Below are 12,330 nucleotides of genomic sequence, written 5' to 3'. Positions count from 1 at the left end.
TAAATGAATTAACCCCTAAGGGTAATAATCGTAGCAGTACGAGAAAATGAAGTATAAGCGATCACCGCTGTTGTTCCTAACGCGAAAAGTAAAACCGAGATTGAAACCGTACTAAACATTAGTTTGCTTTATATTTAAGTTCAAAAGTATAATTTTTTACTTTTGAACAAAATAAAATAGGTGCTAATCATAAACTTTTATTAATACTCTAATTTATCACCTGATTCGTTAAGGCATTCTTAAAAAAGAATAGTAAAAGGTTGTTTACGTTAGTACCTAATATTTCTAGTTAATTAATTAAAATTAAAGCTTGTGAAGATATTTTCCGCTGATCAAATGCGAAAAGCAGATGAAATAACCATCCAGACCCAAAACATTACCTCTTTAGATTTGATGGAGAGAGCATCCACTCAAATTTTTAACGTATTACACCAAAGACTACAAGGAGCACCAATTCCTATTCATGTCTTTTGTGGAATAGGAAACAATGGAGGAGATGGATTAGTGATTTCTAGATTATTAGTAGAACATGGGTATCATGTTAAAACCTATATCGTAAATTTTAGTGATAAAAGATCTAAAAACTTTTTGGTCAATTATGATAGATTAAAAGAAATAGCTTCTGAATGGCCAACCCAAATTAAGTCTGAGGAAGATTTTCCTACTATTAGTCCACAAGATATGGTCATAGATGCTATTTTTGGTATTGGATTAAATAGACCCATAGTTCCTTGGGTTATCAATCTAATCAAGCATATTAATGCTGCAAGAAGTTTTACACTATCCATAGATGTGCCTTCTGGATTATATGCTGATAAAGCTCCAGAAGATAAGGAAGGTGTTATTTATGCATCTACAACAGTTACTTTTCAACTGCCAAAACTTGTTTTTTTCCTACCAGAAACTGGCCAGTATTCTCAGGATTTAGAGGTAATTGATATTGGATTAAGTAGAGAGTTTATTGCTCAGACACCTGGTTTTGCTGATTTGATTGGAAAAAATGAAGTACTTTCTCTATATCGACCAAGACATAAATTTGCGCACAAAGGAGACTATGGTCATTGTCTTATTATAGGAGGTAGTTATGGGAAAATGGGAAGTGTAGTTTTAGCTACCGAATCTTCCCTACGAATAGGAGCAGGATTGGCTACTGCATATATTCCAGAGTGTGGATACGAGATTTTACAAACGTCAGTTCCCGAAGCTATGGTAATTACTGACGAAGAAGATGATTATATATCCAATATAGATATTGATTTTGAACCAACAGCTATAGGTATTGGTATTGGTCTAGGAACCGGAGAGAAAACTATCAACGGCTTTGAAGCATTACTGAAGGAAAATAAAAGTAATTTAGTTATCGATGCCGATGCGATCAATATATTATCCAAAAAACAAGAGCTTTTGGAATACTTACCACCTAAAACAATACTAACTCCTCATCCAGGAGAATTAAAGAGATTAATAGGAGATTGGAAAGATGATTTTGATAAAATTCATAAAGTAAAAGAATTCTCTAAGAAATACGATGCTATTGTTGTAGTAAAAGGAGCGAATAGTTTGATTATTTATCAAGACCAAATTTATGTGAATACTTCGGGAAATCCGGGCATGGCAACTGCGGGTAGTGGTGATGTACTTACAGGAATTATCACAGGATTGTCGGCACAAGGCTATGATCCTCTACATGCAGCGGTATTTGGAGTGTATTTACACGGAATGTCGGGAGACTTGGTTGTGCAAAGTACTGGATATCAAGGTTTGTTAGCGAGTGATATTGTAGCTCATATAGGAAAATCCTATTTAGAATTGTTTAAAAAGCCACAACAAATTCCACCTCAGGGATCGCAAACATCATCATAATCCTAGTTTAACGTCAAAAAATAACGTTAAAAACGTACAATTTTATTGACTTTTTGTAGTTACTTTGAATAATGATATCCATACTGTCAAAAATTAAATTAAAAAAGCAAAAAATGATGAAAAAAAAGATGATGGCAATTGCTGCAATTGCCTTAGGAGTATTAGGAGTTTCCTGCTCAAGTGATGATGGACCACCAGTGGCAACATTGACTATGGAAGTGGTAGGATTGGAAACCTTAACTAATGGTGCTACCTATGAAGGATGGATCATAGTAGACGGAAATCCAATATCAACTGGAAAATTTACTAGTACTGCAAATACTCAAAATTTTGTTGCTATTGCAAGTCAACTAGAAGATGCTACTTCTTTCGTGCTATCTGTTGAACCACCAAATGATACTGATCCAGGACCATCTGATACCAAAATATTGAGTGGTAATTTCAATGGGACTACTGCAGAAGTAAGAGTAACTAATGTTATAGGTGATTTCACATCTGTTTCTGGTGAGTTTGTAATGGCTAGTCCAACGGATACTGACCCGGATAACGATCAAAACGGAATCTGGTTTATGAATCCTAATGGAGGTTCTCCAGTTGCTGGTTTAAATTTACCGACACTCCAACAAGGTTGGAAATATGAAGGATGGGTAGTTATTAATAATGTTCCTGTTTCTACAGGTACTTTTTCTAGTTTATCTGGTGTAGATGATGCTTCTCCATATAGCGGGAATCAAACAGCTCCAGACTTCCCAGGTGAAGACTTTATTAATAATGCTCCATCACCACTAACATTTCCACAGGATGGAGATGTAAGAGGTAAGCAAGTGGTAATTTCTGTTGAGCCAAATCCAGATTATGATCAGGCTGAACCGTTTTTCTTTAAGCCTTTAACAGGTACTGCAGGTCAGGATTTAGCGCCAGCATTAAATACATTAGGACCTAACGGAACTGGACCATTTGGAACAGTAACAAGACCTAATTAATAATATAGTTTCTTATTATAAATAGAAAAACTCCCTATTATGGGAGTTTTTTTATTTATATACTTTTTGTTCAAAAGAGAGAAGGAAAAAACCATTAAAAATCTGTTTTGCACGCTCAACTTCTTCCTTGGAAAATGCATTGTTGTCTAAAAGTAATCCAGCTAATGGATATTTTTCTGTTTCATAGATTTTAGGAATTGTTGTAATCTCATTATTATTAATATGAACCATTAACAATACTTTCATTTTTGCAAAGACGGTTGGAAGTTTCTTAAACTTATTATATCCTGCATGTATCACCCATAATTTTTTCATATCGATCATCGAATCGGGCATATAGGCTAAATTATTGTGATCTATATATAGAAATCGAATTTGTTTGAGATTACCAATAGTAGCAGGTAAAGTTTCTAATTCGTTGTGATCAATCCATAAAGAATACAATTTGGGTAATTGCCCTAATAAGTTATAGGTTTTAGGGTCTTTCATATTGTTATACGATAAATTTAAGTCTTTTAGTGTTGTAATATTTATGATATTTTCTGGAAGTACCGTAAGATTGTTATTTGCCAGATTTAGAAATTCAATTGGTAATTCCGAAAGTCTAGAAAGAGTTACCTCAAGTAATAAACCTGTGTTATGCGCCAAAGAAATTTGTTTTAAATTTTTGAATTGAGAAATAGACTCTGGAATTATATTAATATCCAAACTATCTAAGATTAGTACCTCTAGATTAGTATGGATTGATAAACGTTCAAATGTATTGCTTAGATCTAAATCTGGATTATTACTTAGATTGATCATTCGTAAATCTTTGATATGCTCAATATTTGCCGGTAGTTGTGTTAGATTTTGATTGCTTAAGTCTAATCGATGAATTTTAGAAATGTTTTCTCCAACTACTTCTTTGTGAGTTTTACTATAAAATGTGGTATACGTAGAACAGCCAGTGCATAAACATATTAATATACTTAAGAATATATATCTGATATTATTTCTCATTCGTAGTGGTTTTAAGAAATATATTTCCAGAAGCTTCGATGAAAATCTTGTCTTTAGTAGCTACTTGCCAAGGAAATCTTGGGTTTAGTCCTAACCCATCATGCAATATGTTCTGAATGTAAGCTCCTGCTTTTTGACTATTAATTCCCATTTTAGCGTGTACATTATAATCACTCTCTTGATGCGTAGCATAGCCATATAAGTTGCCATAGAATAATTCTTTGAAAGGAGGTAAGGTAAACCAAACGTTTTTTCTTCCATCATCTGAATTAATAGGGTTTCTTGGGGCAATACTATAATTAGGCCTTGCGGTAAATAAATCAATACCAAAACCAAATTTTTGTACAGTTTCGACATCTCTAATATTTGTAAAACCAATATCTAAAGATCCTGTTACGCCGTAGTCTGTTCCTGAACCTTTGAACAATCCAATACTAAAATCGTTTTGAAAGGAGAGATGAATATTGTGACTGGCGTTGCTAAATCTCATTAAAAATGCACCTCGTCTGAGTCCATAAGACTTTAGTTTTTCTGGTAAATAATCTTTACTAAATCCAAAACCTAATCCCTGAAAGCCACCTTCTCCTTTTGGATTATAAATTATAGTGGTATTTACATTCGAAACTGTAGATCCAAGAAGGTTACTATTTTTACCAATTCCTGCTAATGCAAAGAATTCATAGGAATAGGCAAATCCAGAGGTTTTGACAGTATGTCGTTTAAAGAATTGATAGGAGAGAAATGATAATCCACTTTCTACAGAGATATCACCATAATTAAGCGTACCAAAACCAGAAGCCCCTAATTTTAACCATTGGTTTTGATTGCCGATAGTAATTTCCGCTTTGAGGATAATACCACCATCTGCACTAAGTCTTTGAGAATATATGGAACAGCCACCTAAGAGAGTTGTTAAAATCAGCGAGTATCTTAAGTAATTAAGTACCATATTATCTTCTTGGGTGATAAGTGTTCATTACTTCGCTTAAGTGGCTTCGATCGACATGCATATAAATTTCTGTTGTTGTAATGCTCTCATGTCCAAGCATTAATTGTATGGCTCTTAAATCGGCTCCATTTTCTAATAGATGTGTAGCAAATGAATGTCTAAAAGTATGAGGACTAATATTCTTCTGAATTCCCGCTTTTTCCACAAGACGTTTTACAATCGTAAAAATCATAGCCCTTGTTAATTGTCTTCCTCTACGATTTAGAAATAAAGTGTCTTCATGACCAGATTGAATGTTAAGGTGATTCCTAATCTCATCTTTATAAATGTTGATGTATTTCTTGGTAATATCTCCAATAGGAACAAATCTTTGTTTGTCACCTTTTCCCGTAACATTAATAAAACCTTCTTCAAAAAAAAGATCCGATAGTTTTAGATTGATCAGCTCACTAACACGTAGTCCACAGCCATAAAGAGTTTCTATAATAGCTCTGTTACGTTCACCTTCAGCTTTACTTAAATCTACTTTGGAAATAATAAGGTCAATTTCTTCTAACGATAGTGTATCAGGTAACTTTCTTCCTATTTTGGGAGCCTCGATAAGATCCATCGGATTGGTTTCACGATAATCTTCGAATAATAAATAATTAAAGAAACTTTTTAATCCAGAAATCAGACGTGCCTGAGAACGAGCATTTACTAGTTTAGCAGTTTCGTAAATAAATTGTTGTAGTATTTCTTTTTCTATGGAGAGCGGACCGGTCTTAATATCCTGCGACTCTAAATATTTGATTAGTCTCTGAATATCTAAACTATAGTTAATAATAGAGTTGTCTGAAAGTCCTCTTTCTATACGCAGGTAATGTTCGTAATCTTTTATCGCGTGACTCCATTTCATTGGTCTAATATAAAAAGAAAAACCATCCTGATCTAATCAAGATGGTTTAATAGGTTTAAGGGGTAATGTTTTTTATAAATGTATCGCGAATCCTATGTTTAATTGAAAAGCATCTGTAAAGAAATCATCATTTAAACTTACATTATATCGTAATCCAGGTTCTATGCTAACGTTATCTCCTATAAAGAAAGCATATCCTCCTTGCACTCCTAAAAACGAAGGATCTTCATCTGCATCTGTACTTACACCACTATAATCTACCTGTACTGGTATAGATCCAATGATATAATATTTAGCACCAATTTTATAACTAAATCTGTCTACAGCATCGGCATCAGAATTAGCTTTTATAGATCCATACCCAAGTCCAGCCTTTAATGCCAGATTATCCATAATAAAATATCCTCCTTCTAGACCAATGTTAAAAATGGAACCAGCATCATCCGAGAAAGAAGTGAATTGAATTCCAGTGTTGGCTGTATGAGCAGCTCCAAAATTTGTATTTGCTTCGATAAGCCATTTTCCTTTAGCGGTTTGCTCACCATCTTGAGCGTAAATAAAAGTAAACGAAAGTACAGCAACAACTGTTAATAATAGTTTTTTCATGATAATTGTTTGTTTAAAATTCGAAGTCAAAATTAGAAGAGTGTAAAAAGAAAATAGTCACTGTTTTCAGGTAGATTTTAAACAATTGTTTCCCTGAAATTGGGGATTTTAAATAATGTATAGATTTTATGGATGTGGATGGACCAAAAAAAGAAAAACCATTCCTATTTCAGAAATGGATTATTACTTGCTGGTATTTGATTTTTATTAAAAGTGCAGAGCAAAACCAACATTTAACTGCAAGAAGCTTGAATATATTTCATCATCGGTTGATAAATTATATCTCAAACCAGGCTCAACACTTATATGATCTCCTAAAAATAAAGCGTAACCACCTTGTAATCCTATAAATGATGGATTGTCTTCAGCATCTTCTATACTTGCACCTGTAAAATCTACCTGAACAGGTATTTTACTTATAATATAATACTTTGCACCAATTTTGTAGCTAAATGAGGTACTACTATCAGAGTCGTTATTTGGTTTAAAAGATCCAAAGCCTAGACCAAGTTTTAGCGCTAAATTATCAATAATAAAATAACCAGCTTCAGCTCCAATATTAAACCCTGAAGGTCCTTCATCTTCAAAACTATAGAATGAAAACCCTGTATTTGCAGCATTACCATTAGATATTCCTATAAATTCAATTCCTCCAAAATTGGTATTCCCTTCCACAAGGAATTTCCCCTTAGAAGTTTGCTCGTTATCCTGTGCATTGATAAAGCTTAATGTGAACACTGCAATAGCAGTTAAAATCATTTTTTTCATATTGTTTGTTTATTTGTTTATATCCCATTAGTGACACTATAGGTTGTTTTGTTACTCTGTTTTTTTGAAAATTTCAGACATTTTTTTGCTGTTATTTTTAAGATGTTTATAATCAGATAATCATGATAAATATTTAACATTCTCTAATTTTCTTTGGTCACACTTTAGAATAGGAATGTTGTAAATATTGGATTATTGAAACCATTTACTCTTATAGTTTTTAAATTACTTGAATAGGTTTACAAAAAATAAAGTTACTTTTGAGTATTAACCTATTTTAATAATATGAAGAAAAGGATTATTGTTTTTGTAGTTGCAATTTTGAGTATTTCAATGGTGAGTGCTCAAAAGATTTCGGATGAAGATCCATTATATGCTCGTGCAGGTTTTAAAGGAGGTGTAAACTATAGTAGTATCCTTGGAGATGCGGATGATGTAAGTGGGAGAGTACGAATACATCTTGGTGCCGTAGTAGAATATCCTATATCAAGTAAGTTTTATATTCAGGGAGAACTGTTATATTCTGCACAAGGATATAAAACAGATGTAGCAGGAGTAGAGCAAACGATAAGTTTAAATTATATTTCTTTACCCATAATTTCTAAATTTTATATCACTGATAACATTAGTTTAGAAACGGGGCCACAGTTTTCTTTATTAACGACTATAGGAAATGATGATGTAGCCGATAATGATCCGTTTTTTGATTCTTTTAGAGATCTGGATATTAGTTGGGCTTTTGGTGCTGGCTACAAATTGGAAAGTGGTCTGTTTTTTCAATTGCGATATAATCTTGGTTTAACGAATATCAATGATCCAGGAATTATAGATGTTACTAATAGAAATTCTATAGCGCAGTTATCTGTAGGGTATTTATTTAAAACAAAAAATAATAGAAGAGTAATACGAGAAGCGTACGAATGAGAATTTTAATTTTGAACGGGCCTAATTTAAATCTGTTAGGAAAACGAGAGCCTGGTATATATGGAAATCAATCTTTTGAAGAGTTTTTTGGAACTCTGCAAGAAAAATTTAAGGATATAGAATTAGTATACTACCAGTCTAATATTGAAGGGGAATTGATTACGAAGATTCAGGAAGCAGATGATACTTTTGATGGAGTAATCTTAAATGCAGGTGCATATACACATACTTCTATAGGCATTGGAGATGCTATAAAAGCAGTTGCTGTGCCAGTTGTAGAAGTTCATATATCTAATACTTTCGGAAGAGAGGAGTTTAGGCATCAATCATATATATCTCCTAACGCCAAAGGTGTTATTCTTGGTTTCGGCTTACAAAGCTATGTATTAGCTATTCAAAGTTTTTTATAAGTGCATAAGACATATTTTAATTGGAGCAGCGGAAAAGATTCTTCTTTGGCATTGTATTATATACTACAACAAGAAGAATATGATATTTCTACTTTGGTAACTACAGTTAATAAGGACTACGGTCGAGTATCTATGCATGGATTAAGAGTGTCTTTATTGGAACAACAAGCTAAAAGTCTTAACATCCCACTACACAAAATTGAATTTCCGGCTGAAGTATCTATGAGTTTGTATGATGAGATTATGCATACAGAAGTCAATAAGCTAAAGAATTCTGGTTATACTCATTGCTGTTTTGGAGATATTTTCTTGGAAGATCTAAAAGCATATAGAGAAAACCAATTACAAACTGTTGGTATACAAGGTGTTTTTCCTATTTGGAAGAGGGATACTAAAGTGTTGTTAGAAGAATTTATAGATCTTGGTTTTAGGGCGATTACGGTCTGTGTAAATGCTAATTATCTGGATGAATCCTTCTGTGGAAGAGAACTGAATCGAGACTTTTTAAGGGATTTACCAGAAAACGTAGATCCATGTGGCGAAAATGGTGAATTTCATACGTTTGTTTTTGATGGACCGATTTTTGAAAAGCCTATCAATTTTGAAATAGGAGAGAAGGTCTTACGAAATTATAAGCCTTCGGATGATGATGACAATTGTTATACGGATCGTGATGGTAAAAGTTGGGATACCTCTTTTTGGTATTGTGATTTAGTCCCTGTATAAATAATAAAAAACACCTTATCGAAAAAGATAAGGTGCTTGTTTTTGTATTATTAAGTCGTCTTATAAATGAATCACTTCATCATAAGCATCAGCAACAGCTTCCATAACAGCTTCACTCATTGTTGGATGAGGATGTATTGCTTTTAGTACTTCATGACCAGTAGTTTCTAATTTTCTACCTAATACCGCTTCTGCGATCATATCAGTAACACCAGCACCAATCATATGACATCCTAACCATTCTCCATATTTGGCATCAAAGATTACTTTTACAAAACCATCTTTCGTTCCTGCAGCACTTGCTTTTCCAGAAGCTGAGAATGGGAATTTACCAATCTTTAATTCATAGCCAGCTTCTTTAGCTTGTTTTTCGGTCATACCAACGCTTGCGATTTCTGGTGAAGCATATGTACAACCAGGAATATTTCCATAATCAATAGCTTCAACGTGCATACCAGCGATTTTTTCTACACAAGTAATACCTTCTGCAGAAGCCACATGCGCTAAAGCTGGACCTGCTACAACATCACCAATAGCATATACACCAGGAATATTAGTTTGATACCAATCATTTACTACGATTTTATCTCTGTCTGTAGCGATTCCTAGTTCTTCTAATCCAATATTTTCTATGTTGGTTTTAATTCCTACTGCAGATAAAACGACGTCAGCTTCAAGAATTTCTTCACCTTTCTTTGTCTTTACAGTAGCTTTTACTCCATCACCAGAAGTATCAACACTTTCTACTGCTGAATTTGTCATTACTTTTATACCAGCTTTTTTAAAGCTTCTTTCGAATTGTTTAGAAACCTCTTCATCTTCTAAAGGAACTAAAGTAGGAAGGTATTCCACTATCGTTACTTCTGTTCCCATAGCATTGTAAAAATGAGCAAATTCAACACCTATGGCACCAGAACCTACTACAATCATTTTCTTAGGCTGAGATTTTAAAGTCATAGCATCACGGTATCCTATAACTTTTTTACCATCTTGTGGTAAATTTGGTAATTCTCTGGATCTTGCTCCAGTAGCAATTACTATATGTTTTGCTTCATAGTCAGATGCTTTTCCATCTTTGTCAGTTACGGTAATTTTATTACTCGCTTTCAGCTTTCCAAACCCTTCGATTACATCTATTTTATTCTTTTTCATAAGGAACTGAACACCTTTGCTCATTCCTTCAGCTACACCACGACTACGCTTTACAACCGCATCAAAATCTTTATCAAATTTCTCAACTGTTAAGCCATAATCTGAAGCATGTTTTAGGTAATCAAATACCTGTGCACTTTTTAATAATGCTTTGGTAGGAATACATCCCCAATTTAAACAAACACCTCCTAGGCTTTCTTTTTCTACAATAGCAGTTTTAAACCCCAATTGAGAAGCTCTAATAGCAGTAACATAACCACCAGGTCCACTTCCTAATACGATAATATCATATGCGCTCATAAATGTGAATTTTTTGAAGACACGAATTTACGGATAATTCGATTAACCTAAAAAGGAAATGGGAATTCCATTTTCATAATAATTACCCAATAAATATCATAAAAAAACACTATCGTAACGATAGTGTTAATTTTTTGGTATTTTCCTTACTTTTTTAGAATATCTAGCGTGATTGCTAAAATATTTATAGGATTAAAATTCTAAATTTAAAGCTGCTTGAACTTCATTAAAGTCTGCTAGGTTGATATCTGTATTTTCTGCAAAAGCTGCAGGCACAACAACCACTCTAAACGTTTGATTAGTAGTCAAATCTGTCGGTACTAAATCAGGTGCATTACTTTCTAATAATACGTCTACATCTCCAACTGTGAAGTTAAATCGATAAAGAACAGTGATATCACCACCATTACCATCATCTATAAATATAGTAGCGGTTGGAAGCGGTTCCCAAACGTCTAAGCCATTATCCACAGCCTCTAATCTATATACTAATACTACGTCAGAATCAAATATGTTTTCGTTAAAAAAGAAACGATGCCCAAAATCATTTGCCTGAGTAAAACTAGTTGTGAACTCATATGTAGTTCCAATTTCTCCATCTTGACCCGGAATACCTTGTGGTCCTGGAGGTCCTGGATCACCTTCACAAGAAGTAAATAATAATGTTGCGAAAAATAAAAGTCCAAAAATCTTTTTCATAATGTGTAATTATTTGTTGTTTTGATATGACAAGTATGTATCAATAAGCGTTCCAAAAATTAGTTGTTAGTTTTTATTGTGTAGATTGATCGAAATCAATACTTACAGAATTTACGCAATAACGTTGTCCTGTTTCTGTCGGTCCATCATTAAATATATGTCCTAAGTGACTTCCACAATTAGCACATAATATTTCAGTTCTGATCATTCCATGAGAAGTATCTCTAACGTATTCAATACTTCCTTCGATAGATTCATCAAAACTAGGCCAACCACATCCCGAATCAAATTTCGAGGAACTTTCAAACAATGGCGTATTACAGGCCATACATTTGTAAGTGCCATTTTCAGAATGGATGTTGTATTTTCCGGTAAAAGGTCTTTCCGTTCCCTTTTGTCTTAATACTCTATATTCCTCTTCGGTTAGATCCTTTTTCCATTGTTCTTCAGTTTTATAGAACGGATATTTTTTCATCTATTTGTTGTTTTTTTAGTAATCAAAAGATTCACAATTATGATCATTTAGATTAAGTACGAACTGAATCCAAATTACTTATTTTATCGTTTCTTTTTTGGTTGAAACACCAATGCGTCCCCGTTAATACAATGTCTTTGTCCAGTGGTTTCTCTAGGCCCATCATTAAATACATGACCTAAATGACCTCCACAGGTATTGCATAATAACTCGGTTCTAGCATAGCCTAGTTTATAATCTACATCTACGGTTACATTCCCTTTTACAGCTCTATCAAAACTTGGCCATCCAGTTCCACTATCAAATTTATGCTTACTTTCATATAAAGCAGTATTACAAGCTGCACAATAAAAAGTTCCATCTGCATATACTTTGTTAAGAGGGCTGGAAAATGGTCTTTCAGTACCGGCTTGTCTTAGTATGTAATATTGTTCACTCGTAAGAATTTCTTTCCATTCTTGTTCCGTTTTAGTAATAGCATATTCTTTCTTTTCTTTTTTCGTGTCTTTTTGTGCGTTTCCTGTACAACTTATTACAAGTATGCTCACACATAACAATATTAATTTTTTCATGGT

At 33.4% G+C, this 12,330-nt stretch carries 14 protein-coding genes; 5 read left to right on the top strand and 9 right to left on the bottom strand.

The window, feature by feature from the left end:
* The first annotated feature begins 312 nt into the window (after positions 1 to 312).
* Both ACWNT5_RS18505 and ACWNT5_RS18500 read left to right on the top strand, forming a co-directional pair.
* Positions 313 to 1,863, top strand: a complete 1,551-nt coding sequence (locus tag ACWNT5_RS18505; protein WP_456518210.1) for an NAD(P)H-hydrate dehydratase — start codon at positions 313 to 315, stop codon at positions 1,861 to 1,863.
* A gap of 113 nt (positions 1,864 to 1,976) precedes the next feature.
* Positions 1,977 to 2,846 carry an anti-sigma factor gene (locus ACWNT5_RS18500; protein ID WP_299601144.1) on the top strand — a complete coding sequence of 290 codons (870 nt, stop codon included), beginning with the start codon at positions 1,977 to 1,979 and terminating at the stop codon, positions 2,844 to 2,846.
* A 51-nt stretch (positions 2,847 to 2,897) separates the two neighbouring features.
* On the opposite strand, the gene ACWNT5_RS18495 is transcribed toward ACWNT5_RS18500, so the two are convergent.
* The 5 genes from ACWNT5_RS18495 to ACWNT5_RS18475 all read right to left on the bottom strand — a co-directional run bounded on the left by ACWNT5_RS18495 (position 2,898) and on the right by ACWNT5_RS18475 (position 7,069).
* Positions 2,898 to 3,848: a leucine-rich repeat domain-containing protein gene (locus ACWNT5_RS18495; RefSeq protein WP_456518209.1), complete on the bottom strand. Its 951-nt coding sequence runs from the start codon at positions 3,846 to 3,848 to the stop codon at positions 2,898 to 2,900.
* A complete protein-coding gene (locus tag ACWNT5_RS18490) occupies positions 3,838 to 4,797 on the bottom strand; it encodes a hypothetical protein (protein ID WP_456518208.1) in 960 nt (319 codons plus the stop codon). Before ACWNT5_RS18490 ends, ACWNT5_RS18495 begins: the two co-directional genes overlap by 11 nt.
* Position 4,798: 1 nt before the next feature.
* Positions 4,799 to 5,695, bottom strand: coding sequence for a site-specific tyrosine recombinase XerD (gene xerD, locus ACWNT5_RS18485; RefSeq protein WP_299897047.1), 897 nt, complete (start codon positions 5,693 to 5,695; stop codon positions 4,799 to 4,801).
* Between the two features lie 72 nt (positions 5,696 to 5,767).
* Positions 5,768 to 6,301 (bottom strand): hypothetical protein, encoded by a 534-nt coding sequence (locus tag ACWNT5_RS18480; protein ID WP_456518207.1) that lies wholly within the window; start codon positions 6,299 to 6,301, stop codon positions 5,768 to 5,770.
* A gap of 207 nt (positions 6,302 to 6,508) precedes the next feature.
* Entirely contained in the window at positions 6,509 to 7,069 is a 561-nt protein-coding gene (locus ACWNT5_RS18475) for a porin family protein (protein WP_299601158.1), read from the bottom strand.
* A gap of 285 nt (positions 7,070 to 7,354) precedes the next feature.
* Here ACWNT5_RS18475 and ACWNT5_RS18470 point away from each other — a divergent pair, with 285 nt between their 5' ends.
* From ACWNT5_RS18470 to ACWNT5_RS18460, 3 genes are read left to right on the top strand one after another with little or no spacing between them, the layout of a single operon-like run.
* A complete protein-coding gene (locus ACWNT5_RS18470; RefSeq protein ID WP_299601160.1) occupies positions 7,355 to 7,993 on the top strand; it encodes a porin family protein in 639 nt (212 codons plus the stop codon).
* On the top strand, positions 7,990 to 8,403 hold the full coding sequence (gene aroQ / locus ACWNT5_RS18465) for a type II 3-dehydroquinate dehydratase (protein ID WP_299601161.1): 414 nt from the start codon (positions 7,990 to 7,992) through the stop codon (positions 8,401 to 8,403). The genes ACWNT5_RS18470 and aroQ overlap by 4 nt, the downstream gene beginning before the upstream one ends.
* Positions 8,404 to 9,129, top strand: coding sequence for a Dph6-related ATP pyrophosphatase (locus tag ACWNT5_RS18460; protein WP_299601162.1), 726 nt, complete (start codon positions 8,404 to 8,406; stop codon positions 9,127 to 9,129).
* A gap of 60 nt (positions 9,130 to 9,189) precedes the next feature.
* Here ACWNT5_RS18460 and lpdA read toward each other — a convergent pair whose 3' ends face one another.
* From lpdA to msrB (ACWNT5_RS18440), 4 genes are all read right to left on the bottom strand, one after another.
* Positions 9,190 to 10,581 carry a dihydrolipoyl dehydrogenase gene (lpdA, locus tag ACWNT5_RS18455; RefSeq protein WP_456518206.1) on the bottom strand — a complete coding sequence of 464 codons (1,392 nt, stop codon included), beginning with the start codon at positions 10,579 to 10,581 and terminating at the stop codon, positions 9,190 to 9,192.
* Between the two features lie 192 nt (positions 10,582 to 10,773).
* Positions 10,774 to 11,280: a hypothetical protein gene (locus ACWNT5_RS18450; protein ID WP_456518205.1), complete on the bottom strand. Its 507-nt coding sequence runs from the start codon at positions 11,278 to 11,280 to the stop codon at positions 10,774 to 10,776.
* 73 nt (positions 11,281 to 11,353) lie between these two features.
* On the bottom strand, positions 11,354 to 11,755 hold the full coding sequence (gene msrB / locus ACWNT5_RS18445; RefSeq protein WP_456518204.1) for a peptide-methionine (R)-S-oxide reductase MsrB: 402 nt from the start codon (positions 11,753 to 11,755) through the stop codon (positions 11,354 to 11,356).
* An 83-nt stretch (positions 11,756 to 11,838) separates the two neighbouring features.
* Positions 11,839 to 12,327, bottom strand: coding sequence for a peptide-methionine (R)-S-oxide reductase MsrB (gene msrB, locus ACWNT5_RS18440; protein WP_456518203.1), 489 nt, complete (start codon positions 12,325 to 12,327; stop codon positions 11,839 to 11,841).
* Between the last annotated feature and the right edge of the window lie 3 nt (positions 12,328 to 12,330).

Source organism: Aquimarina sp. 433, assembly GCF_054054605.1.
Note: the sequence above shows the minus strand (reverse complement) of the source record. Positions and strands in the feature narration are given on the sequence as shown.